The following is a 22,987-nucleotide window of genomic DNA, read 5'->3' as shown; positions in this document are numbered from 1 at the left end:
TACCCTTGACCAGGGGGTGGGTTTCTATCCCCGAGCCTGGAGGAGGAGCGACAGTAATCGCTACAGTTTTTTATAAAATTTTCAACTCCAAAGGAGGTGATTTCTAATATATGATAATGATTTAGAGGATCAAAGGCTCCTCTTCAAATATTTATCTCAATTCTATGGTCAAGAAAAAGCTAAAGAATTGATGATTAAACACTCAAATAATCTATTCGGTAAGGATAGTCTTGCATTTGCCACGGCAAAACGGAGTCTATCTTTTTTCTGTTTGTACTATCTTCAGGACATTTTTAGAGTTAAACCAGACAATGATCGTAGGGAGTTAAGTCAAGTTCATTATGATATCTGGGACTTACTAGAAAGAATGTTCATTAAGAATGAGATACATAAAGCTAATATTGTCGTTCCAAGAGGATGTTCCAAAACAACCACATGTGATTTAGCTTTAACACTCTATTTGCATTGCTTTAAAATATCCAAATTCACAGTAATCGGAGCCAAAAAGGAAGATGACGCTTATCAATTCATTGGTAGCGTAAGAACCCAATTAGAAGAAAATCCATATATCGTCAAAACCTTTGGTAATCTAATTAATGCTAAGAAATTCACTGTAAATAAACAGGAAATAGAATTAACTAATAAAACCTGTATTAAAGCGGTATCATCTGGATCATCACAGCGAGGCATTAACTGGAATGGAGTGAGGCCAACTACCTTTATCGCGGACGATTTCCAAGATAAAAACGATGTTTTGACCCCTCAATCGAGGGAAAAAAAGTGGAAAGATTGGAACGATGAAGTTGAGGAATTGGGAGATACAGCGGTATTTCGAGAGGGAAAACTCATCAAAGCCCCAACAAAGATAATCTCGATAGGTACAATTCTCCATTCCAGTTGTCTAATTTCTCGTTTAATAAACATGAAGGACTATATTACACTCCTTAGAAGTGCTATTAAGCTTGATCCAGGGAAAACCATTGAAGAATTACTTGATGAAGGTTTATGGGGCGAATGTAAGAAAGTTACCTTTGATTTGAAAAGAGAAAATGGTATTGAAGAAGGTTATCAATTTTATCTTGAGCATAAAGAGGAAATGGATTTTCCAATTTTGTGGGAAGACAAGTGGGATCGTTATTATGATCTTGCTTTAAAATATTGGCAAAATCGCAATAGTTTCATGCAGGAAAAAATGAATGATGCAAGTAAGATAGGCGAGAAATGGTTCAAATCTAATCAAGTCCAACCAAAGGAAGAGATTGAAGCTAACATATTCAAAAAGACAATGCTTTGTGTAGATTGTGCTTCGACAGATACAAGGCGTTCAGATTACTTTGCTTTTATAGTTGGTTCTCTGTCTGACAATGACTTCAAATATGTTCGTAAAGGCGAACTATTAAAAATAGATGCCAGAACGGAATTTGACAGGTATATTAAGCACGTCATAGATTTGCTTAAAGAATTTCCAAATATAACTCATATTTATATAGAAAAGAACACGTTCAACGGTGTTGATGCTGGAAAAATCGAAAAAGAGATAATGAATGATCCCGATTTGTCTTATAGAAATATTGAAATCATCAACGAGATGCAGCGGAAAAATAAAAATCAAAAAATCTCCACAATCACCGACTCTGTCAATAATGGCAGGGTTATTTTTTGTGCTAAAAGGGTTCAGCCAGAAGCCCTTGAACAGCTTATGGATTTTTCAGGTCAGGAAACAAGTCTTCACGATGATTTTGTGGATTGTCTTAGCGAGTTTTGTAATCGAATTGATGATATTGAAGTTGTCCACAAACTTGAGTTTATGGACATCAAAAAACTATTTTAGGTAGGTGATCTAATGCCAGATGAACAGCTAATCCAACAATGTTATAACGACTATCTAAGCAATTTACCCTATTACCAGCAGATGCAAAGATATTATCAAAATAACTCTGATGTGGTAATAGAGAAAAGTGATATAGATACCACTAGCACATCTAAAATTAAAATGAATTATCTCAAAAAGTTTATCAAAGAGGAAACTGATTACATCGGAAATGATATTACATTTGTAAATCTTGATCCTGAAAACAACCTAGAACAAGTGGTTAAATATCAACTAGCTCACTGGAAAAAAGATCATGACAAAAAAGTGCTGCGCAGAGCCTTGCTTTATGGAAGGACATGGGAACTATATTTTGTTGATAAGGATGCCAAATTCTCAAGTCGAATTATTTCTCCGATCGAGGGATACCCATATATTGAGAATGGGGAGTTAAAGCTATTTCTTCATATTTTCAAAAAGAAATTTGACACAACTACAATTTACATGGATGTCTATGATGATAATAATATCTATCATTATGAAAATTGGAAGCTGGTGGGAGTAGATCCTCACATTTTTGGAGAAATACCTGTAGGAATTTGTTTGGTTGATGACGATGAAAATGACACTCTTTTTGAGGATATTAAATCCTTGCAGGACAGCTATGAAACAAATCTCTCTGATTTGAGCCATGAAATAAGTCAATATAGGCAAGCATACTTGAAAATGCTTAATATTGATGTAGATGAGGCTGATTTACCAAAGATGAAGAAACTGGGAATCCTTAAAGGCAAAGGTGATAAGATTGTCATAGAATGGTTAACTAAAAACATTAATGACAATTTTGTCATGAACACCTTGAAGGAAATCAAACAAAATATGTACGAGTTGAGCGGTCATATCAATAATAATGAGCAAGTTCCGAGCAATAATTCTAGTTTAGCAATGAGAACAAGGCAGCTTAATCTTGAAAACAAGTGCAAGTCTAATGCAAATGCTATGTTCAACCTAATAAAAGATAGGTTGAAGTTTTTATTTAGGTATTTATATATCCTTCAGAACAAGCAGTATGATTATCTTTTGATTCAGCCAAAATTCACCCCCTCATTGCCCCAAGATGATTTGATGATGGCTCAGATTTTAAGTCAAGTGCCTGAAGATTTAATCTCCAAAAAGACAGCTAGAGCACAATTCTCCTTCATTGACAATGTTTCCTTCGAAGAGCAGCAAGTTAAAAAAGAGCAAGAGGAAGAAATGTCTATTGACTTAGACAAGGTTGATGATAATAGTGAATGATCTTCAGCAATCAATCTTAGATATCAGGCAGTCGGCTGAAAATAAGGCCAACAAGGATATAAAACCCATTTTACAGGCTTATAAACGCTCATTAAATGAAATCAGGACTGAGATTGCTAAACTTTACACTAAATATGCGGTTGATGGCACATTGCAAATTAGTAAAAAGGACAGATATACCTTTCTTAAGCGGTTGGAAAAGCAACTAATTGAGCAAGCAAAAGCGATAGGCAATATTGATTTGGAGCATACAACCAAGATATTGAATGAAATCTACCAAGATTCATATTATCAGACTGCTTTTGCGATTGAATCAGGTGTAGAAGTGGCTATAGATTTTGCTTTGTTAAATTCAGAAATGGTAGAAACAGTGGTTACTGCATCATTTGAAGGAGCAACATATTCAAGCCGGATCTGGAAAAATAAAGAGTTACTTGTTAAATCCTTGAGAAGGCAAATTGAGAATGGTATTATCCAAGGACATTCTATTGATAAGATGAGCAAAGTCATTAAGGATCAGTTTGGAGCTGGTGCTTATCAAAGCAAAAGATTGATTAACACTGAGATGGCTAGGGTGGTATCTCAAGCTCAAGATCAGATTTACAAAGATAGTAGTGTTGTTCAAAAAGTTATGTACGATGCTACATTGGACAATAAGACCAGTGATATCTGTAGGGATTTGGATGGAAAGACATTTGATGCTAATTCAAATTATCCTAAACCTCCTCAACATCCAAATTGCAGATCGGCAATAATCCCTATGGTAGATGGTTGGAGGCCAAAAACTAAGAGAGACAATATCACAAAGGAGATTGTCCCATATCAAACATATAGTGAATGGCAAAAGAAAAGGGGATATAAGTAGTTGAAAATCGAAGAAACCCAAAGACAAGAGGACAATAAAAGGAAGTTGTCACAGTTTAGTGTTGATAAATAGAAATAATAATCAAAGACGTAAGAGATAGGCTAATAGCCTGTTTTTTATTATATTTATGGACTCTTAGGCGAGAACTATGAGGCCGGAAGGAGAATGAAAGTAAATGGATTTAAATGAGGTTAAGAGTTTTATAGAGCAAAATGCCCAAAACGAAGAGGTAAGAAACTATATTGGGGGTTTTATTACACCTGATAGAGTAAATAGTTGGCTTGAAACTGAAGATGGCAAGAAGTTAATTCAGCCAAAGTTGGATCAGTTCTTTTCAAAGGGGTTAGAAACTTGGAAGACAAATAATCTGGAAAAACTGGTTAGCGATGAGGTTGCCAAGCGTAATCCATCAGAAACGCCGGAGCAAAAACAGATTAGGGAATTGACAGAAAGGCTTAATAAAAAAGAAGCCGAAGAAAAAAGACAAAGTCTAATGAATAAGGGCTTACTCGAAGCTGATAAAAGGAAATTACCAAAAGAGGTAGTTTCTTTCTTTTTAGGCGAAGATGAAGAAGCCACTACAGCCAATTTGACTAAGCTTGAAGAAATCTTTAATAAACACATTACAGATTCAGTTGAACAGAGATTAAAAGGTGGATATAAGCCCCCTGCTGGTGGCAAGACGGATGAAGCAGAATTGCTTAAGGAACAGATTAGGAAAAGTCTTAATGGTGAATTTTAATAAATTTAGAAAAGGAATGGTGATTTTATAATGGCAAATGTAATCGAATATGCAAAAGTATTTCAAACTGAACTTGATGCTCAAATGGTAGCAGGTGCTACTTCTGGATGGATGGAGTTAAATTCCAACTTGGTAAAATATAACGGTGGGAATGAGATTAAGATCCCCAAAATTGTTATGGATGGCTTAGGTAACTATGATCGTAGTGAAGGATATGTAAAGGGTTCCGTTAATCTTTCTTATGAAACCCATACATTAACCCAAGACAGAGGTAGAACTTTTACTCTTGATGCCATGGATGTTGATGAATCAAATTTTGTGGCAAACGCCGGTGCTCTACTTGGTGAATTCCAAAAAACTAAAGTTATCCCAGAGGTTGATGCATATCGTTATTCTAAACTTGCAACAAAGGCAATTGCGGGAAGTAAGGCGGTAGGTGGATATACTGCTGCATCGACAGATATTTTGGATAAATTGTTAGCCGATATTTACAAGGTTTATGACATTGTAGGCGAAGGAACACCCCTTGTAATTTCTCTAAATATGTCTATTGCCCCTGCTTTGGATTTGTCCGATAAAATTGCTAAAAGACTTGATGTTGTAGACTTTAAGCAAGGTGAAGCTAATCTAAAAATAAAGGCAATTGATGGTATTCCCATTGTTCGTGTACCTTCTGCTCGTATGAAAACAGCTTATGTATTTAATGATGGTACTACTTCAGGTCAACAAGCAGGTGGTTTTACTGCTGATGGCGCAGCTAAGAATATTAACTGGATTATTTCAGCCAGAAATAGTGCTATTGCTGTTTCTAAAACTGACAATCCTCGAATTTTTGACCCTATGAGTAATCAATCAGCAAATGCTTGGAAAATTGATTATAGAAAATATCATGACCTGTTTGTCCCTGACAATAAAGTTGATGGAATTTATGTAAACGTTAAGGAAGCACTTGCCTAATTGATATATGAGAGAGGAGTAATCAATGTTTAAGTTACAAAAAGAAAACGTAATCAAAATTGTTGATTCTTCTTTGAAGCTAGATCAATTGATTAAGCAGGGGTTTGCTTTAGTGCAAGCCCCTGCTGACTTTGTGGCTGAGAAAGAAGAGTTATTCGATAAAGTTCATGAAACTGAACCAGAAGTTAAGAAGACTAATACATCTTCTAAAATTAAAAAGTAGGTGATAAATAATGCTTGAGCTTATGAAAGAATTACTGAGTATTGACCTGCTTGATACTTCCAAAGATAGTATCTTAAATCATTACTTGAATAAGAGTCAAATTGCCATTAAGGCTTACAGTTACATAGAGGAAATTCCTGAATCTCTCGATGGTATTGTTGTAGATTTGGCGATTTTCTTTTATCAAAATAAAGATGCGCAAGGCATTATTCAGCAAACCCAAGGCAGTAGAAGTAAAACAATTATAGATGGTATCCCTGAATCGATTAAATCTTGTTTACCCTTACCCCGTATTAAGGTGGTGGGGTAATTGTTTTATAATCATACTCTTTATTTACTAAACGTTAACCCAGGGGAACTTGATGATTATGGAATTTATCATGAAGGTCAAGAACAAGTTTTAAAGTCATTTCCTTGCGATATTCAGCCGTATTCAAGTGAATTGCTCTATCGTGAATATGGGTATCAAGAGCAAGTTACAAAAAGGGTTTTTTGTGATTTGGATTCGGATATTAAAAACGGAAAAATTGTTAGAGATGGAAGTGGTCAAAAATACATGATCAAAAAGATTATTCCGTGGGATGACTATATGGATGTGATGTTGGATGATGAATAGTCCTTTCCAAAGAGCAATTCAAGATATTAGGGCAAGACGGAAAAGAGCGGTTGAAGAAGTATGTTTAATAGTTGAAGCTGATGCTAAACAACTTTGTCCAGTGGATACTGGTACATTAAAGAGGTCTATTACTCACAAGGTTAAAGATGAGGAAAACAAGACCCTTGGAGCAGTGGGTTCTAATGTTGAATATGCTTATTGGGCAGAAAGACATACTCCTTACCTTGAGCCGGCAGTTGATCAAAACCAACAGGTGATTATAAATAGAATTGAAGAGGTTTTCCAGTCATGAAAATAATAAGAAATTATCTGCTCAATGATTTGCAGTTAAAAACTTTGCTAGATAATCAAAATGCAATTTACTTGGTAGAAAAACCCAAAGAAATGGAGAATAATACCTACATAATTTACTTCTATAAAACTCTTACAGGTGGGTTTATCAAGGACTATCAAGTGGAATTCAGGTTGATTAGTAAAGATTTGAGCAAGCTTATTGCAATCCAGAGTAGGTTAATCAATTTACTTGATGACCCAAGAGGGAAAAAGATTATAAAAGATACTGAGACCGTTATTAGGAGCACAAAGTTACTTAATGGTGGTGGAATGGTCAAGAATGAAAGCACAGGCAACTATGAGGTAGTTGTCTATTTTTTATGCCAAATTTAAAAAGAAAGAAGGTTTTATAAATGGCTTTAGATTATCAAGAATCAGACCCAATTATCTTAGGGAGTGGAGAATTATATCTTGGTACAGTGGCTAATCCAGAAACGGCGTTAGAAACAGCTATTGAAGCAGCACTTAAAAATGTTGGTGCTATTGAGAGCGGTGCCACTTTAGAGTACAAGAATTCCATCCAGGAGATCCAAAGTGCAAATAGAGGGACGGTCATGAGATTTATCACTAAGGAAGAGGTAACGTTTGATTGCGGAGTTTTGACTTGGCTAGTAGATAATTTAGCATTATTAGCTCCAGCAACGGTTACAACTGATGGGACTTCAGGTACAAAAACCGTAAGAATTGGCGGGAAAGGTCTATTGCCGACAAATTATCTAAGGTTTATCCATACCAAAAAGGATGGGAGCGGTACAATTACCGTCAACATCATGAAGGCCCAAAACACTAATGGATTTAAACTCACTTTTGACAGTGAGAAACCATCGTCAATTGGCTATCAGTTTTCCGCATTAGCAACGAATGATGGCACATTGGTAGAAATTATTGAAACATTTACTGAAGTCTAATTTAAGGAGTGGATATAAATAATGGCAAAAATAATTGATTTATCCGTATTGGTTAGAGATCCCTTAATTTTCAGAGATATAAAAGGTGAGGAGTATGTGATTCCAGGGGAAGTGGATTTAGACTTCATGCTTAAAATAAATGCATACCAAGAACGGATCAAAAAAGTTACTAAAGAAGAGGATTCAATCAATTTGGGCAGACAAATGATGATTGATATTCTTGCGCTGGATAAATCTAAGGATATTACAATGGATTTAATTAAGGAAAGATTCAACGATATTCGACATATGAAAATTATCATTGAACAAACAATATTGTTTATCCGGGATATTGTGAAAGACCCAAACTCTCTTTCCCTAGAATCTACCAACAGGGAGTAAGTGGTGGTTCTGGGGGTTCTGATGACTTTGAAATGATGGAGAATATCACCTATCTAATGTCACAAAGTAAAATGAGCTATTTTGAGATTAAGAAACTGCCTTATGCGGTTTTTCTTTCATTGTTAAAGCATTTTCGGTTACTTGAATTGAAATCAACGCCTGAAGGAAGAGAATTATTAGCAAAATCAAAGAGATTGTATCAGACTGAACCTGACTTAAACAAATTAAGGAATTCAGAATTTTATCAAAAGGGTTAATAGGTTTTATACCTACTAACCCTTTTTGTTTGCAAAGGAGGTGACAATAAACATGGCTTCTACAACTATAGATTTAGCTACATATCAATATAATTTGGAATTGAATTCTGAAGGGTTCAGTTCTGGAATGTCAAGTGCTGAGGGCAATGTGGATAAGTTAGAAGGTAAATTTGGTGGTTTTACTTCCTTTTTGAAGGGTGCAGTTATTGGCGGCATTGCTACGGTTGGGGTTGCACTTGTAGGTATGGGTTTAAAAGGGATCAAGAGTGCTGATGAGCTTCAACAATCATTAAATAAATTGTCCATGCAAACAGGAGCAACAGCAGAAGAAACAAAGCAATTAGAAGAATCATTAACCAATATTTACGCTAATAATTTTGGTGAAAGTTTTGATGATATTGCTCAAAGTATGGCAACAGTTAAACAAACTATGGGTTTAACTGGTAAAGAGCTAGAAAGTACAACTCAGACAGCATTAATGATGAGAGATACTTTTGACATGGATGTGGGTGAAAGTATTGACACAGTTAATGCTTTAATGGCCAATTTCGGGATAACTGCTGAACAAGCATATAATTTGATGGCACAAGGAGCACAACAGGGAGCAAATAAAAATGGTGATTTGACTGAAGTGCTTAAAGAATATGCTCCACATTTTTCACAACTTGGAATTAGTGCTGAGGAGTTTACTGACACTCTAATCCAAGGGGCAAAAAGTGGAGCCTTTCAGATGGACAAAGTAGGGGATGCCGTTAAGGAATTTGGTATCAGATCTAAAGACATGTCTGATGCAAGTGCTCAAGGATTCGAGGCACTAGGTCTAAATGCTGATGAGATGTTTAATACCTTCGCTCAAGGTGGAGATGGAGCACAAAAAGCTTTTCAAGATGTCATTAGTCGATTAGGGCAATTGAATGATCCACTCGCACAAAACGCAGCAGGTGTAGCACTTTTTGGAACTCAATTTGAGGATTTGGGGATAAATGGGATTAAAGCACTTGCAGACATTGGGGATTATGCAAAACTTGATATTGATGCACTTGGTCAGATTAACAGTGTCAAATATGATTCTTTTGGGGAAGCATTGACTGGAATCAAGAGAGGTTTAGAGACAGACATTTTAATACCTATGGGTCAAAAGGTTCTGCCCATTATCAACGAATTAGCAACTTGGGTTCAGACAAATATGCCACAAATAAAAGGAACTATTGGTAATGCTTTGAATTTTGTTGGAGAAGTATTAATATCTGTTGGTGAGTTAATCGGGGTATTGATATCCATTTTGCAGAACTTTTACACTGAAAATCAAGTGATATTTGATGGAATCACATTAATCATAAAGACTGCCTTTGATATTATTATTGGAGTATTTAATGTTGCCACAGCATTGTTAAAAGGTGATTGGTCTACTTTTGGGACAGAATTAACAAATCTCACCCAAAAGGTCTTTGAACTGATTAAAGCTATATTTAAGACAAGTTTTGATATTATCAAATCCTTATTAACTACGGCAATAGGAAATTTCCTAAGTCTTGGCTATTCAATAATGAATGCACTGTTTGATGCTTTTAAATCGGTGTGGTCTTCAATAACTAGTTGGCTTGGTTCATCAATAACGAATGCTGTTTCATCAATCAAAGGGTTTGCGAGTAGTTTTTATTCTTCGGGGTATCAATTATTTTCATCTTTTTGGGATGGGATTAAATCTGTCTGGAGTAATTTGAAATCATGGTTCAATGACACAATAAGCTGGATTAAAGATAAATTGTCCATTTGGGATTCAGCACAAAGTAAAATGTCCTCTAAAGATGATAGTAAGGATGATATTCCTGCTTATGCCGTAGGTACTCCATTTGTACCGAATGATCAGATAGCTTTAATTCACCAGGGCGAGGCAATAATTCCAGCACAATATAATCCTTTTAATCCGGCGAATAAGACAACATTGTCATCTAGTGCAGGAATGCCAGCAGTATTTAATAATTCAATCACTTTTAATGTGAGTGGCGGTAATGGATTAACGAAGAAAGAAATGGATAAGGCAGCAGGCTATGTATTCGGTAGTATAATAACTAATTTAAAGAAGGTTGGAGTTAAGTAGCATTGGGCTAGGAGTAAAATCCTAGCCTTTTATTATTTTACAATTATTATTGATTAGAAAAGGTATTATAAAAAATATTCTTTAATCAAGTTGTAAAGTTACATAATCCACCATAAATATGTACAAAGCCAGTGAGGAGTGTGGTTACTTGATAAAATATGCTTTTACAGTATGGTGCCTATTGCCAATCATCGTTAGTCTGTTTTACATACTATATTATTTTAGAAGTAAAGAAATTATTGATGTGATTACAGGAGTATCAGGTATAGCAGGATACATATTTTATCAAGTCGTAATAGTGATTGCTTCTCACCTTAACAACAGTATTATGCTTGTGTATACGCTTAAATTTTTCATTCCATTTTTTTTACTGCTACTGATTGTGAGGGTCAAAGATCAAGAGTGGTATGACGTGAAAAATACTGTATTCACTTTATTAGGTTTCCTAGGAATGGTCTTATTTATAGGTTGTTCGGATTTGATCTTTAAATAAAAGAGAGTTAGGATATCGTAAATGAAAGCCCTAGGCATTAAATTGCTTGGGGCTTTTTGTTTCTATATTGATTAATTGACTTCCCCTAAATAATGGCATAAAATATGTATATATATTGACTAATTTTCACAAAAAGGTCAATAAACTAAAATGAATAGAGTGTTTGCAGAAAGTCTGAAACCGTTGATATCACTAGGTTTTATTCGATGAACATAGAGCGACAAAAACCTACCAACTCTGAGTTTATAGCGCTTCTTGCGGATAAATTGAGAGTTATGAGTAAGGTGTCGTAAATCAGTGACACCAAGCGTTTTTGGGGTCTGTTTGTGCGGTAAACTTTCGGGAATATAACTGTTGATACACGTGGAATCATTGGAAGAGCGCAGAAAATACAAATTCTGTGAGCAAAAGAGTTTATAATGTCACCTTGTTTATTTTAAATAAAGACAGCACCTCATATTTAAAGAATACCTGAGAAAAGTCGTTGGAGAGCACATTATTACCGTTTGAATCTTTAATTTTAAAGATTGTGTAGATAGAAGGCAATTTGAATAGTTGTCAATTAGAGGCCAGGCAGATGCTTGGTCTCTAATTTTTTTAAAAAATCGTTTTTCGACGATAAACGCTGCTGAATCGAAACTGTTTCATGGACAAAACCTTTGTCATAATTCACTGTTTAATGGGTTATCCCGCTGCTTGAAAGTTTCGTGCTTAAATCATCTTCCTGTTGATTACTGTTAATCAAAGTTCTATTTTGGGGCTTTTTCGTTCCACGTAAAATACTTTAAACCCAGTCCCCCTGATGTTCTAAATTATGAGTACGGGATCTGAAATAAACTTGTGGAATTAGGGGAGGGAATAGTATTGTATGTGTCGAAGAATATTCTATGGCACTACAATTCCTCTACTAAAAACAGAAGGAGGAGAAAATTTGAATAGCCACCTGTCCCAACTAAATAAAGACTTAACCCAACTGTGCGAAGGTGGAAATTTTGGTGAAATATTTGATCAAAATCCTTATATGGCTGTTGTTATTGTAGATAAGAATAATATAGTAACTTTTATAAATAAAACATATCTAAAGATTTTACAATTACCTATGGATAAAGTCTTGCGAAAACCACTTACAGATATTACACCTGCCACCAAAACCGCCAAAGTGTTAATGACGGGTAAAGCAATCACAGCTTACAATTGGAAGGTTAATGGCCAACACCTAATTGCCTGTTCTGTGCCTTTATTTAAAAACAAGGAAATTGTAGGCTGTTTTGCTTACTCTATTTCTTTAAATATATGGGATTCCAAGACCTTAGTAGAAGATCTCTTGTCTGACATTACTATGCTCAGGGAGGAGGTACATAAATCCCATACTGCACAATATAAATTTGATGATATTGTGGGAAATGATAAACGGCTTTTGCATTCCGTATCCTTAGCCAAACAGGTAGCCCGCCAAACCCAAACAAAGGTGCTTATTACCGGTGAAACTGGAACCGGCAAAGAGCTTTTTGCCCATTCTATACATAATGCGAGCGCCCGCTCCCACAAACCCTTTGTAAGAGTGAACTGTGCTGCTATTCCAGAGAATTTGCTGGAAGCTGAACTTTTTGGATATGAAGAGGGGGCCTTTACCGGAGCGAAAAAAGGGGGCAGACTGGGAAAGTTTGAACTAGCCAATCATGGTACAATTTTTCTCGATGAAATAGGAGAAATTCCGCTCAGCCTTCAAAGTAAATTGCTAGTAGTCTTACAGGAGCGAGAGATAGAGAGATTAGGCGGAAATCGCTCTGTGAAGCTGGATGTGCGCGTAATTTCGGCTACCCACCGCAATTTGCAAAGTATGGCGGAGAAAGGTCTTTTTCGGAAAGACCTTTATTATCGCTTGAATGTGGTACAGGTGGAAGTACCGGCTCTCCGTCATAGAAAAGAAGATATCACCTTACTGGTCGAATATTTACTCCATAAATTGAAGGATCGTTTGAAGACTCCAGTTGTAGGAATTTCCAGAGGAGCTCTTGAAATGTTGAAAAAGCATGTCTGGCCAGGAAATGTGCGCGAACTGGAAAATGTCCTGGAAAGGGCCATGAGCCTGGCTTACATGGAAAATGCGTATTTGCTTGATCAAAGGCATTTTACATTTATTTTTGACAAGATAAGTGCTACTTGGTCGCCGGGTAGGAAAAGCTTGAGAGAAGCAACCCATGAATTTGAACAAAGAATCATTACCCAGGTTATGGAGGAGACAGGCTCTAATAAAGCGCAGGCGGCTGAACTTTTGGGAATCGACCTGTCATCTCTTTACCGCAAACTAAAAAAATATGGAATTTCTATGGACTAAATGTCATTCTGCAGCCTATCTCACACTTTAATAGCTTTTGTGCTTGCCAGCAGGCGGGTGCGGGGGCTATTATTTGTTGTTCATTCGCATTTCTGCAAACCTTTGCATTTATGACAATGGCTGAATAGGCCTCTATAACCCGTTCTATATAAATTTGATGGAATATTGCCAAAATTCTAACTTATAGGTCAGTTACCTGATCTGCCAACCCTTTAGGGGCTAGCCTTTGCGGTTCTATGAAATGTCGGCACAAAGTTTGCATATCAAGGGAGAATAAAGGAGGGAGGTCTGGCAAAAGAGGGCAAAAATACTGTTCTATTTTTAGAAGTCATCAATACAAGTTATCTATCATTCCAGATTCGGCATATTTTGAGGAGGTTATGTAAATGTCGTATGCAGATGAATATCGTTCTAAGCTAACGAGTCCAGAAGATGCAGTGAAAATCGTTAAGAACGGGGATTGGGTTGAATTGGGTACGGCGATGGGCCATTCTTATGCTCTGGATAAGGCTTTGGCTAATCGCAAAGATGAACTGAAAGACATAAAGATTAGGAGTACCCTTAGTTTGAAAGAGCATGAGATCTGGAAACAAGATCCGAACGGCGAAACCTTCACCTTTAATAGCTGGTATTTTGGAGGTACAGACCGTAAGAATCATGATAAGGGCCTGGTTAATTGCATACCTATGCTTTTTAGAAATGAACCGCTCCTTTATAGAAAGTGTTTATATAACGAAGTAGATGTAGCTATGATTAGGGTTACCTCAATGAATAAACATGGCTACTTTAACTTTCACTGCGCAGTAGCAGCAACCGCTGCTCAGTGCGAAATGGCTAAAAAGATTATTGTAGAAGTGAATCCAAAGCTGCCCTGGGCGATGGGGGGGAGTGAAGAGTGCATTCATATTTCAAAGGTGGATTTTATTGTTGAAGCAGAATCACCTGTGGAGACCCTTGCCCCTGCCATTCCGACAGAAGTCGAAAAAAAGATTGCGCAGTTCGTCGTTGATGAAATAGTTGATGGTTCATGTATTCAACTAGGTATCGGCGGAATGCCCAATACTGTGGGTACATTATTGGCAGAATCTGACCTTAAAGACTTGGGTTGTCAAACTGAAATGATGGTTGACGCTTATTATCACCTATATATGGCAGGCAAACTTACCAATAAGTTTAAGGGAATTGATAAAGGTAAGTCAACGTACACCTTTTCAATGGGCAGTCCGTTTCTTTATGAATGGATAGATAATAATCCCGGACTGGCAGCATATGCATCTAACTATATTAATAACCCCTACAACATCGCTATGAATGATAATATGGTTTCGATAAATAACTGTTTAGAAGTCGATCTATTCGGTCAAGTCTCCTCCGAATCTTCCGGCACCCGACAAATCAGTGGTACAGGCGGGCAGCTTGACTTTGCCACAGGAGCCTTTATGTCCAGAGGGGGAAAATCCATTCTTTGCTGCCGCTCCAGCTACATTGATAAGCAGGGAGTATTGCAATCCCGCATTATTCCCACACTCTCAACTGGTTCGATTGTAACTGTCCCTCGTTCACAAACTCATATTATTGTTACCGAATACGGAAAGGCAGATTTAGCTGGACGATCAACGTGGGAGCGAACGGAGAGACTAATTAGCATAGCTCATCCTGACAAACGAGATGAGCTCATAAAGGAAGCAGAAACTATGAATATTTGGCGTAAAACAAATAAACGAGTCTGATTCGAGCCAGCCCTTACAGAGCAAACCAAATTTTCAAGGAAAGTAGCCTGCAGCTAAGGGACCTGTTACCCGGCGAGCGTACCGGTTATGAAACTTATTGAAATTATTAAGGGGTACGAACTATTTTCAGAGTGTTTGGAAGCACCTTTCTTTTACCTTTGAGGGAAAAAAGAGAGGTGCTTTCGGTTTCACTGAATAGCTAGACTATAATAATGACTAAAGAGTTGTTGAAATGCCTTTTTATTGATACACTGTCTGATAGGGTAAGGGCTAATTACCATCTCAAAAATTAGAAGTAGTTTGACTTATACTTATATTAAAGAGTAAAAAAGGAGTCGGTTTTCTTGAAGGGTAAGCTAATAGTAATAGAAGCTGGAGATGGTAGTGGCAAGGCTACGCAAACCCAATTATTGTTTGATAAACTAGCCTCATCTAACTATAGAGTCAAAAAGGTCGAATTCCCTGACTATCAGAGCGATTCCTCTGCCCTCATCAAGATGTATTTAAATGGAGAATTCGGCGGCGACCCAAATGATGTCAATCCCTATGCAGCATCTACTTTTTATGCTGCCGATAGATATGCATCTTACAAGCGAGTGTGGGAAGGCTTCTATCAAAGCGGCGGTATTATTTTGGCAGATAGGTACACAACATCGAATATGGTTCATCAGGCAGCTAAAATAACGAATCTTGTCGAACGAGAAGACTATCTTAAGTGGTTATGGGATTTGGAATTTGTAAAGTTCAGGCTTCCGGTACCTGATTGTGTTATTTTCCTCGATATGCATCCGGAATTTAGCCAAATACTTATGAGTAACCGATCGAATAAATTTGGTGACCCGGAAAAGGACATACATGAAAGAAATTATGATTACCTGCTTCAATCATATAACACGGCCACTCAGATAAAAGAAGCCTATGGCTGGACTATGATAAACTGTGTGCGTAACGGTGAACTTAAGAGTAAGGAAGAAATTCATGAGGAGATTTACGAAATTGTAAAGAACTTGATTGATGTCGAGGTTGATTAAAGTAATAAGGCAAGGGGTGGCAAATTAAAATTGCCACCCCTTGCCTTATTACTTTAAAAAATCAAAGCCGCAACAGGTTGCGGCTAAATTCTTCGTGGTGCGCCCGGCGGGATTTGAACCTGCGACCTCCGGCTTCGGAAACCGTCACTCTATCCACTGAGCTACGAGCGCTTATTTAGGACACTATAATAATTTAATCAATTATGAGTGGTTTGTCAAGCCAAATTTATAGGAATTATTGTTGATGGTGATATTATCACCCTGAACGTGTTCTAAAAAATGTTTTGAGAACGTGTCACTATGAATTAATCTAAAAGGTATTGTTCTTTATTAGCGTGGTTTTTCGTTTGTTTTCTCATGATACGGAAAAGCTTAGACCCGGCCCTGAATTTGTTTCTTGAAAGACTCTACTGTATAATTTAATATGAAATTATGGCAACACCATTATTCAGCAGGCGTAATGCAGTAATAATGGTGTTGTTGGATGCGAGGACGGGGGATTCTCTTGATAAGACGGTTACGAGACTATTTCACATGGCATTTGTTTAAGCATTTTATTGGGATAGTAATAGGCTCAACCATTGTGAGTATTAGCATCAACACGTTGATAATACCCAATGAAATTGCCGATGGTGGAGTCACAGGAATCGCCATCATCCTTCATTACTTATTCAATTGGCCGGTCAGCTGGGCTGTTCTAATGTTAAATTTGCCCTTGTTTCTTATAGGGCTGCGAATGGTGGGAAGAGATTTTTTAGTGTTCAGTATTGTAGGTGTTGCTGTTCTCTCCGCAACCCTTTCTCTGACTACGAATTTCCCTGCATTAACGGATGACACATTGTTGGCTACGATATCCGGAGGAGTTCTTACCGGAATCGGAATGGGTATTATCTTTCGCTCCAGAGGGTCACTTGGCGGTACGGATATTCTGGCAGTATTGTTTGCCCGAACCACGTCCTTCAGTGTTGGACAGATCCTGCTTGGTATTGATGCCGTCATTTTCCTGGTTGCTGCTATCCTGTTTCGGCCGGAAATGGCCATGTATGCTATGATCTACATGTTTATTGCGACACGTGTTGTGGATCTTGTTCAAGAAGGCTTAAGTGTTTCGAAGTCCGTCCTGGTGGTGACAACTCAGCCCCAGAGGATTGCCGAGCAGATTATGGCCAAGCTTGAGCGGGGGGTAACCCTTTTTCAAGCGATCGGGGCTTTTTCGGGGGAGGCTAAACAAGTTGTTTATTGTGTTATAAACCGTTCGGAATTGTCACAAATTAAGGAAATTGTCCGTGATCAGGACCCTCTGGCTTTTGTGGCGATTTCCGAAGTACCGGAAGTAGTAGGAGAAGGATTTTCATCATGGAAGGGTCATTAAGCGGATTGCAAGGATTAGCTAAAATGTCCTCACAACGCATCAGTGAATTATAAAATGATGATAGGCAACAGTAAAACTAGAAAGCAGAAAAAATTGAATACTGCTGGATAGGATTTCTTGATATAAAAAGAGGCTAAGTTTTTAGGTCAGTTTCAATGACTATTTAGAACTTAGCCTCTTTTTATGTCAAAATGCGGAAAGGAAGAGTTTGTAATACCCCACTGACAAGACACGATTTTGAAAAAGTGTTTCCTTGCTTTTTTGCTCCGAATATCTGAAGGTGCTCTCACTCAAAAAAGTTTAACAAGGATACAGGAAAGATAGATGGGTATGGTAACCTATCCTTAGAGGTGAAAACATGACGATTAACTTGCTATTGGTTGAAGATGATCCGGAGATACGGGAAATCATCAGCGACTATTTTACTGAGAAAAGCGGCGGGACCTTCAGGCTGGATTCGGCCCCGAGCGGCGAGGAAGGCCGGCAGAAATGCCTTGAGCAGGAATACGATTTAGTACTGCTGGATGTCATGCTGCCGGAGGTGGACGGATTTACCATCTGCCGGGAGATCCGGAAAAGAAGCGATGTGCCCATAATTTTTCTAACGGCCAGACATCAGGAGCGGGACCGCTTGCAGGGATATCACTTGGGCTGTGACGATTATATCGTTAAACCCTTTTCCCTGGCGGAACTTTATGCCAAGGTTACGGCTTTGCTCAGACGGGCTAAAGGGATGGCAAGCAACGAGATAATCTCAGCCGGCGGCATCCGGATGGATCTTTTTCGTTGTCAGGTGTTTGTCAATGACCAGGAAGCAGTTCTGGCCCCCATGGAATTTGCCATTTTGAAAATACTCCTGGAGAACCGCGGCCGGATCGTGAGCCGGGAAAGCCTGCTCATCCGCATTTGGGGCTATGACTTTGCAGGCAATGAAAGAGTCGTGGACAACCATGTGAAAAAATTGCGCAAAGCCCTGGGAGAGGCTGCAGGGCAACTTAAAACCGTCATCAAACGAGGGTACAAATTGGAGGGATAGTCTTGAAGAGAACTAAAATAAAGAGGAAAATCTATCTCCGTATCGTTGGGACGTTAATGGCCACCTACCTGGTGCTGATGACAGCTTTCAGCCTGTTTCTGATATCTCGGGAGAAGGAAGTAAAGGGCTTGGAGCTGCGTGCTCTTGCTTTGCAGGTCAATAACAGGGTTGAAGATATCCTGGGGAATACCACGGAGAACAGTGGGCAGCGGAGGGATACGGCGAAGCTGAAAAAGGAATTGGCGAAACAAATTTCTTTCATAAGCTATTCGGGGGCAGAAGCCGCCCTTTATTCAGGGGATTACAGCTTGATTTACAATACCAACGATTACTGGGAATGCAGCTATACAGAATACAGTGAAGGCAGTACCAATTATGCTGGGTATGGCTATTTAAACCCCCGGGAGTGGTTCAGTGAAGAAGAAACGGCGGAACTGGAAAATTATCTGAACGCCCAGCCTCAGGCGGAAAAGGCTGGTGATCTGGTCGGGTATTCTCTCGATTTGGAGGGACTCTGGGTGGATAACGAAATGATTATTCCCGAGAAAATTAAAGTGGTGCCCATGTATGCGGACACTTTCGACGAAGAGGGGCAGCTTAAGTCAAGCAGCGGAACAGATTTAAATGCAATAATCTATACTTCGGACTACAAGGAAAATAGCAAAAAATTACCCTATTTCAAATATGGCGGCATTCAGCCTGTCAATAACCGCCTTCTTGATCAGAAGGAAGCGGCCGGCCTACGTGAGCTGGTCCTGGATCAGGAAAAGTTAAAGGAAGTTGTACAGCATCTTCCGTATAGGGATTATAACTTCAGCGAAAGGGTGAGGGGGCTGACCTATCACTTCTATTGGCCCCAGCCTTACCAAAATACGATCAAATCAACGGAGGACCAAGGCAATTACAGTGAATTCTGGACCGTCTTTGCCCGCCAGGTCAATCTTTGGGATGAATGCCGGGACACCCTGGTCTTTATCTGGGCGGCCTGTCTGATCACCTTTCTCAGCGTAGCATTGCTACTGGCCGGTCAAACCTACAAGACCTACCGCAAACGGGAGGAGCTGGAACAATTCCGCAGGGATACCACCAACGCTCTGGCTCATGATCTGAAAACCCCCTTAAGCATTATTTCCGGCTATGCTCAGAATCTCAGGGAAAATGTCCGGACGGAAAAAAGGGAGCACTATGCGGCGGGCATTCAGAGCAATGTGGAGCGGATGGATAAAATCCTCCGGGAAATGCTGGAATTGTCCGGGTTGGAAGCCGGTTTGCTGCCCATAAAAGCGGAAGAGGTTTCCCTTCAGGTCGTGTGTACCCGGGTCCTGGACCGTTACCGGCAGATTTGTGCGGAAAAGCTCATTCAGATAGGTCTGGAAGGGGAGGCAGTGGTCAAAGCAGACCCCTCCTTAATGGAACGGGTGATTGATAATCTGTTTGTCAATGCTCTGGACCATACCCCGGCGGGGGGAAGGATCGGGATCGAAATCAGCACCGGTACCTTTAAACTGTTTAACAGCGGCAGCCACATCCCTGAAGGAAAGATTAAAGAAATCTGGCTGCCCTATAAAAAAGGGGATGAGTCGCGGGGAGGAAGCCGGGGCACAGGCTTGGGTCTGGCCATTGCCCGGACCATCCTGGAATTATTTCACTTCAGCTATGGTGCCAAAAATACGGCTGAAGGTGTGGTATTCTGGTTTAAATTCACTTGAATTTGCTGACAGATGATGGGTGCCAGTGATCATAAAGGCAGAGAATTAACTGCCTTTATGATCACTTCCTTTTTCTAGTGATTGGTAGTGCTGAACTTAGCCTATCTATTTAGTGTATAATTGTGCTCTAAGGGAGGTTACAGTTTGGCTGAAGTTGATAGAAACGGCAAAGCCGGGAGGGAATCTCAAGAACAAACAAGCGCATCGCCGTTCTTGACACTCTCTCCCGGTCTTGCTTTTAGGCAATCAAGGCAGGAAAAAGGGGGAAAGCTCTTGATTTTTAGGGCTAAAATTCCTTATAGTAATAACTGCGTTCGGTAAATATAAAGAAAAAGACAGTTTTCATTTACACCTTAATAGTTTTCTTATATGATTCAAGTACGGTTTATGGAGGAGTTCGCTATCACAACGTTGAAAACCGCTATATAAAAGTGAGGGATAGAGATTGATAAAACGACGCAAACGAGGGTATAGAAGTCGCCGCAAGGCAGTATTCCTGCTGTTGTTGGTTATTATTTTTTTGTTTACTGCCGGACCGTTCGTTTGGCATATGGAGAAAATCCGGCAAGCAAAAAGCATTTATGATATCCCAAAGGTTCAGGAAGAATTGCTTTGGGTAGAGACCAATGCAGGCTTATTAAATAAGCTGGGATTTGTTAAAGATACCAAACTGTGGCTGGAACTTAATGTAGGTGGTCAAGACTTAGAGTCAAAGCTGGTCTCATATCAGGACGAAAAGCATCGGTTTTGGCTGTATCTGCTTTATCTGCAAGAGGGCAAGCTTACAGACGCCCGGAATGTTTTGGATAGTATGAGTGAGAGCAGTCTCAAAGGACTGGGTGAAGGATTGATGTTAATCTCTAAAGGAGATGCTGGGCAAGCCCGGCAGTTACTTGCGGAAACCGGATTTAAGTGGAAGGAGTTATCCGTGGAGGAGCAGATCCTGGGACATTTAAGCTTAGCTCAGGCAGCTTTGATCCTGGGAGATCCTCAAGGGGCGCAAACAGAGCTTCAAGCTGCTCAAGAACTAAATCCGCATAATCCCGCCTATCTGTCTATGGCCTTTAATATGGCCATAGAGCAAGAGCAATGGACTAAAGCTGTTGAGCTTAGTCAAAGGATTGATACCCAAACCTGGCGTCAGGGCAATGGGTTATATGAAACTAAAAAAGCTATCCTCGCCATCCGTCAAGACAACTCCCAAGCTTTGTCTGAGAGCCTGAGTTCCCTGCAAGAACTGCCCCAGGGGGAAGCCTGCATAAACTATGTCAATGGAATTCAGGCGTTAGGGCAGGGTAAGCTGGAAGAGGGAAAAAAATTGCTGACTGAGGCGCTTGCCAAAGGATTAGAGGGTGAATTAAACTCAGATGCTCAAAAAGCTCTGAATCAGGTGATCGATCGGGAAAAGGCCGAACAAAAGCTGCGTGCTGTAGTGGCTGAAACCAGCTAGACAGTTACTGAGGTTTGCTTGGTTCTTCTTTTAAATTACTTTCAGGCGGCCAGGTACTGGTCGCTTCAGATAGCAGATTTCCGACCGGGAGCAAGGTGTTCCCTTTGCTTTTGAGACTCCGAATAACGATGGGTAAGGCTTGAACGGTATCCGGCGCGGAATCAGAGGCGTGAAATAAAATGATGTCTCCGGGTTTTGCTCCGCTTCCCGCCTTGGACCCATTAAGTACGTTATTAACGACGGCACTGGGGCCGGGGCGCTTCCAGTCCAGTGAATCAACGCTCCATTGAATGACACGATACCCCAGCTTATCAGCGGTTGCTATGACCTTGTTATTATAAGCTCCATTAGGGGGACGTATTAAGCGCACCTGTTTACCGGTTATTTGTTCCAGAACTTGTTGGGCAGAGGTGATTTCTTTTTCAATTTCTCCTGCCCCTAAGGTATTCAAATCAATGTGACGGTTGCCATGAGAAGCAATTTCATGACCATCGGCTACCATTCGTTTCACTAATTCCTGGTGTTTATCGGCCCAAGGACTGGAAAGAAAAAACGTGGCTTGAACTCCTTCTTGCTTAAGAATATCCAGAATTGGTTCGGCTGTCTTTTCCCCCCAACTGATATCGAAGGTCAGACCAATAGACTTGGTGTTGACGTTGACTGAATAGATTGGCTTTAATTTTCCGGAAAAAACAGTTGTGACATTTTCACGATAAGCCAGCATGACGAACAGCAAAATTCCCCAGAGAGCAACATTTCGCCATGAGGGCCGTTTGAAAATAATAATCCGCATTTGGCACTCCTCCTTCGACTAAAGGATATTCATTTGTTAGTAAGATCATGAGGAGTAAAACAAAAAAACGCCTGAAAAGGCGTTTTTTATTGTACGGAAAGTCTATAAATTTTGGTTTGCGGATAACGCATTTGAGCCTGTGCGGCAGCAGGCTTTTTTGTACTACCAGAAAGTATAAAACTTCGTTATTATACTGCAAGAACGGTTAACCCGTGCGAAGACAATGTCTTCGTCGTCTAAGCATAAATGCAACTAAGGCTGGTGCCGTTTGGCGCCAGCCAAGTTTTCTTTAAATAGCCGCCGATGGAATCCGAAGGCGAGACTTTGGGATTTACTTCTTGGCGGATACCGGAAAAACTTAGTAAGTTCTGCGTTGAATAAACCGCTTGCCGGAGTAAATTAAATCAACGTTAAATAATAATTTGAGAAAGAAATGAAGGACAACAAACGAAACTGCGATAAAAACAAGAATACGGATTAAGAAGAAGGCAATGGTAAATACAAATGAAAACACTTTGCTCAAGATCAAGGCCGAAAGAGATAGCC

Annotated in this window: 23 protein-coding genes, 1 tRNA gene and 1 pseudogene; 23 read left to right on the top strand and 2 right to left on the bottom strand. The window is 39.3% G+C overall.

The features are described 5' to 3' along the window. The first annotated feature begins 190 nt into the window (after positions 1 to 190). The 18 genes and pseudogenes from DESYODRAFT_RS15180 to DESYODRAFT_RS15095 all read left to right on the top strand — a co-directional run bounded on the left by DESYODRAFT_RS15180 (position 191) and on the right by DESYODRAFT_RS15095 (position 16,081). Positions 191 to 1,831 carry a phage terminase large subunit family protein gene (locus tag DESYODRAFT_RS15180; protein WP_007784452.1) on the top strand — a complete coding sequence of 547 codons (1,641 nt, stop codon included), beginning with the start codon at positions 191 to 193 and terminating at the stop codon, positions 1,829 to 1,831. Positions 1,832 to 1,843: 12 nt separating this feature from the next. Next, positions 1,844 to 3,106 carry a phage portal protein gene (locus tag DESYODRAFT_RS15175; RefSeq protein ID WP_007784451.1) on the top strand — a complete coding sequence of 421 codons (1,263 nt, stop codon included), beginning with the start codon at positions 1,844 to 1,846 and terminating at the stop codon, positions 3,104 to 3,106. Beyond that, positions 3,099 to 3,971 (top strand): minor capsid protein, encoded by an 873-nt coding sequence (locus DESYODRAFT_RS15170; protein WP_007784450.1) that lies wholly within the window; start codon positions 3,099 to 3,101, stop codon positions 3,969 to 3,971. Before DESYODRAFT_RS15175 ends, DESYODRAFT_RS15170 begins: the two co-directional genes overlap by 8 nt. Before the next feature lie 175 nt (positions 3,972 to 4,146). Further along, a complete protein-coding gene (locus DESYODRAFT_RS15165) occupies positions 4,147 to 4,713 on the top strand; it encodes a DUF4355 domain-containing protein (protein ID WP_007784447.1) in 567 nt (188 codons plus the stop codon). A gap of 30 nt (positions 4,714 to 4,743) precedes the next feature. Continuing rightward, positions 4,744 to 5,670: a hypothetical protein gene (locus DESYODRAFT_RS15160; RefSeq protein WP_007784446.1), complete on the top strand. Its 927-nt coding sequence runs from the start codon at positions 4,744 to 4,746 to the stop codon at positions 5,668 to 5,670. A 25-nt stretch (positions 5,671 to 5,695) separates the two neighbouring features. Next, a complete protein-coding gene (locus tag DESYODRAFT_RS15155; RefSeq protein ID WP_007784445.1) occupies positions 5,696 to 5,893 on the top strand; it encodes a hypothetical protein in 198 nt (65 codons plus the stop codon). A 10-nt stretch (positions 5,894 to 5,903) separates the two neighbouring features. Further along, complete coding sequence (locus DESYODRAFT_RS15150; RefSeq protein ID WP_007784444.1) at positions 5,904 to 6,203, top strand: phage head-tail connector protein; 300 nt, start codon at positions 5,904 to 5,906, stop codon at positions 6,201 to 6,203. Then, on the top strand, positions 6,204 to 6,509 hold the full coding sequence (locus tag DESYODRAFT_RS15145; RefSeq protein ID WP_007784443.1) for a hypothetical protein: 306 nt from the start codon (positions 6,204 to 6,206) through the stop codon (positions 6,507 to 6,509). Beyond that, on the top strand, positions 6,499 to 6,801 hold the full coding sequence (locus DESYODRAFT_RS15140) for an HK97 gp10 family phage protein (RefSeq protein ID WP_007784442.1): 303 nt from the start codon (positions 6,499 to 6,501) through the stop codon (positions 6,799 to 6,801). The genes DESYODRAFT_RS15145 and DESYODRAFT_RS15140 overlap by 11 nt, the downstream gene beginning before the upstream one ends. Next, a complete protein-coding gene (locus DESYODRAFT_RS15135) occupies positions 6,798 to 7,175 on the top strand; it encodes a hypothetical protein (protein WP_007784440.1) in 378 nt (125 codons plus the stop codon). Before DESYODRAFT_RS15140 ends, DESYODRAFT_RS15135 begins: the two co-directional genes overlap by 4 nt. A 20-nt stretch (positions 7,176 to 7,195) precedes the next feature. Next, positions 7,196 to 7,750 (top strand): hypothetical protein, encoded by a 555-nt coding sequence (locus DESYODRAFT_RS15130; RefSeq protein ID WP_007784439.1) that lies wholly within the window; start codon positions 7,196 to 7,198, stop codon positions 7,748 to 7,750. Between the two features lie 21 nt (positions 7,751 to 7,771). Beyond that, positions 7,772 to 8,131, top strand: a complete 360-nt coding sequence (locus DESYODRAFT_RS15125; RefSeq protein ID WP_007784438.1) for a hypothetical protein — start codon at positions 7,772 to 7,774, stop codon at positions 8,129 to 8,131. A gap of 309 nt (positions 8,132 to 8,440) precedes the next feature. Further along, entirely contained in the window at positions 8,441 to 10,489 is a 2,049-nt protein-coding gene (locus tag DESYODRAFT_RS26660) for a phage tail tape measure protein (protein WP_007784437.1), read from the top strand. 148 nt (positions 10,490 to 10,637) lie between these two features. Then, complete coding sequence (locus tag DESYODRAFT_RS15110; protein ID WP_007784436.1) at positions 10,638 to 10,982, top strand: hypothetical protein; 345 nt, start codon at positions 10,638 to 10,640, stop codon at positions 10,980 to 10,982. Positions 10,983 to 11,182: 200 nt separating this feature from the next. Further along, a pseudogene (locus tag DESYODRAFT_RS29250) lies at positions 11,183 to 11,275 on the top strand (sporulation transcription factor Spo0A); the annotation flags it as partial. Between the two features lie 638 nt (positions 11,276 to 11,913). Beyond that, positions 11,914 to 13,320, top strand: a complete 1,407-nt coding sequence (locus tag DESYODRAFT_RS15105) for a sigma-54 interaction domain-containing protein (protein WP_242833470.1) — start codon at positions 11,914 to 11,916, stop codon at positions 13,318 to 13,320. Positions 13,321 to 13,706: 386 nt separating this feature from the next. Beyond that, positions 13,707 to 15,050, top strand: coding sequence for an acetyl-CoA hydrolase/transferase family protein (locus DESYODRAFT_RS15100; protein ID WP_007784434.1), 1,344 nt, complete (start codon positions 13,707 to 13,709; stop codon positions 15,048 to 15,050). Between the two features lie 344 nt (positions 15,051 to 15,394). After that, on the top strand, positions 15,395 to 16,081 hold the full coding sequence (locus tag DESYODRAFT_RS15095; RefSeq protein ID WP_007784433.1) for a dTMP kinase: 687 nt from the start codon (positions 15,395 to 15,397) through the stop codon (positions 16,079 to 16,081). Positions 16,082 to 16,176: 95 nt separating this feature from the next. Here DESYODRAFT_RS15095 and DESYODRAFT_RS15090 read toward each other — a convergent pair. Continuing rightward, positions 16,177 to 16,252, bottom strand: a tRNA-Arg gene (locus tag DESYODRAFT_RS15090). Between the two features lie 313 nt (positions 16,253 to 16,565). On the opposite strand from DESYODRAFT_RS15090, the gene DESYODRAFT_RS15085 reads away from it, so the two are divergent. The 5 genes from DESYODRAFT_RS15085 to DESYODRAFT_RS15070 all read left to right on the top strand — a co-directional run bounded on the left by DESYODRAFT_RS15085 (position 16,566) and on the right by DESYODRAFT_RS15070 (position 21,648). Continuing rightward, positions 16,566 to 17,453 (top strand): YitT family protein, encoded by an 888-nt coding sequence (locus DESYODRAFT_RS15085; RefSeq protein WP_042338639.1) that lies wholly within the window; start codon positions 16,566 to 16,568, stop codon positions 17,451 to 17,453. Positions 17,454 to 17,811: 358 nt separating this feature from the next. Further along, a complete protein-coding gene (locus DESYODRAFT_RS15080) occupies positions 17,812 to 18,489 on the top strand; it encodes a response regulator transcription factor (RefSeq protein WP_007784431.1) in 678 nt (225 codons plus the stop codon). 2 nt (positions 18,490 to 18,491) lie between these two features. Next, positions 18,492 to 20,198 (top strand): sensor histidine kinase, encoded by a 1,707-nt coding sequence (locus DESYODRAFT_RS15075; RefSeq protein WP_007784430.1) that lies wholly within the window; start codon positions 18,492 to 18,494, stop codon positions 20,196 to 20,198. 144 nt (positions 20,199 to 20,342) lie between these two features. After that, positions 20,343 to 20,519 (top strand): hypothetical protein, encoded by a 177-nt coding sequence (locus tag DESYODRAFT_RS28250; RefSeq protein ID WP_157137187.1) that lies wholly within the window; start codon positions 20,343 to 20,345, stop codon positions 20,517 to 20,519. Between the two features lie 124 nt (positions 20,520 to 20,643). Continuing rightward, positions 20,644 to 21,648: a tetratricopeptide repeat protein gene (locus DESYODRAFT_RS15070; RefSeq protein WP_007784429.1), complete on the top strand. Its 1,005-nt coding sequence runs from the start codon at positions 20,644 to 20,646 to the stop codon at positions 21,646 to 21,648. Between the two features lie 4 nt (positions 21,649 to 21,652). Here DESYODRAFT_RS15070 and DESYODRAFT_RS15065 read toward each other — a convergent pair whose 3' ends face one another. After that, positions 21,653 to 22,441, bottom strand: a complete 789-nt coding sequence (locus DESYODRAFT_RS15065) for a polysaccharide deacetylase family protein (protein WP_007784428.1) — start codon at positions 22,439 to 22,441, stop codon at positions 21,653 to 21,655. Positions 22,442 to 22,987: the final 546 nt, after the last annotated feature.

Origin of the sequence: Desulfosporosinus youngiae DSM 17734 (assembly GCF_000244895.1) — a bacterium.
GTDB lineage: Bacteria > Bacillota > Desulfitobacteriia > Desulfitobacteriales > Desulfitobacteriaceae > Desulfosporosinus > Desulfosporosinus youngiae.
Note: the sequence above shows the minus strand (reverse complement) of the source record. Positions and strands in the feature narration are given on the sequence as shown.

Excerpts from the sequence above, each read along its gene's own strand:
- DESYODRAFT_RS15080 (WP_007784431.1), top strand. The coding sequence starts at position 17,812 with ATGACGATTAACTTGCTATTGGTTGAAGATGATCCGGAGATACGGGAA.
- DESYODRAFT_RS15125 (WP_007784438.1), top strand. The coding sequence starts at position 7,772 with ATGGCAAAAATAATTGATTTATCCGTATTGGTTAGAGATCCCTTAATT.
- DESYODRAFT_RS15150 (WP_007784444.1), top strand. The coding sequence starts at position 5,904 with ATGCTTGAGCTTATGAAAGAATTACTGAGTATTGACCTGCTTGATACT.
- DESYODRAFT_RS15065 (WP_007784428.1), bottom strand. The coding sequence starts at position 22,441 with ATGCGGATTATTATTTTCAAACGGCCCTCATGGCGAAATGTTGCTCTC.
- DESYODRAFT_RS15100 (WP_007784434.1), top strand. The coding sequence starts at position 13,707 with ATGTCGTATGCAGATGAATATCGTTCTAAGCTAACGAGTCCAGAAGAT.
- DESYODRAFT_RS26660 (WP_007784437.1), top strand. The coding sequence starts at position 8,441 with ATGGCTTCTACAACTATAGATTTAGCTACATATCAATATAATTTGGAA.
- DESYODRAFT_RS15140 (WP_007784442.1), top strand. The coding sequence starts at position 6,499 with ATGATGAATAGTCCTTTCCAAAGAGCAATTCAAGATATTAGGGCAAGA.
- DESYODRAFT_RS15155 (WP_007784445.1), top strand. The coding sequence starts at position 5,696 with ATGTTTAAGTTACAAAAAGAAAACGTAATCAAAATTGTTGATTCTTCT.
- DESYODRAFT_RS15135 (WP_007784440.1), top strand. The coding sequence starts at position 6,798 with ATGAAAATAATAAGAAATTATCTGCTCAATGATTTGCAGTTAAAAACT.
- DESYODRAFT_RS15180 (WP_007784452.1), top strand. The coding sequence starts at position 191 with ATGATTAAACACTCAAATAATCTATTCGGTAAGGATAGTCTTGCATTT.
- DESYODRAFT_RS15130 (WP_007784439.1), top strand. The coding sequence starts at position 7,196 with ATGGCTTTAGATTATCAAGAATCAGACCCAATTATCTTAGGGAGTGGA.
- DESYODRAFT_RS15160 (WP_007784446.1), top strand. The coding sequence starts at position 4,744 with ATGGCAAATGTAATCGAATATGCAAAAGTATTTCAAACTGAACTTGAT.
- DESYODRAFT_RS15085 (WP_042338639.1), top strand. The coding sequence starts at position 16,566 with ATGCGAGGACGGGGGATTCTCTTGATAAGACGGTTACGAGACTATTTC.
- DESYODRAFT_RS15175 (WP_007784451.1), top strand. The coding sequence starts at position 1,844 with ATGCCAGATGAACAGCTAATCCAACAATGTTATAACGACTATCTAAGC.
- DESYODRAFT_RS15165 (WP_007784447.1), top strand. The coding sequence starts at position 4,147 with ATGGATTTAAATGAGGTTAAGAGTTTTATAGAGCAAAATGCCCAAAAC.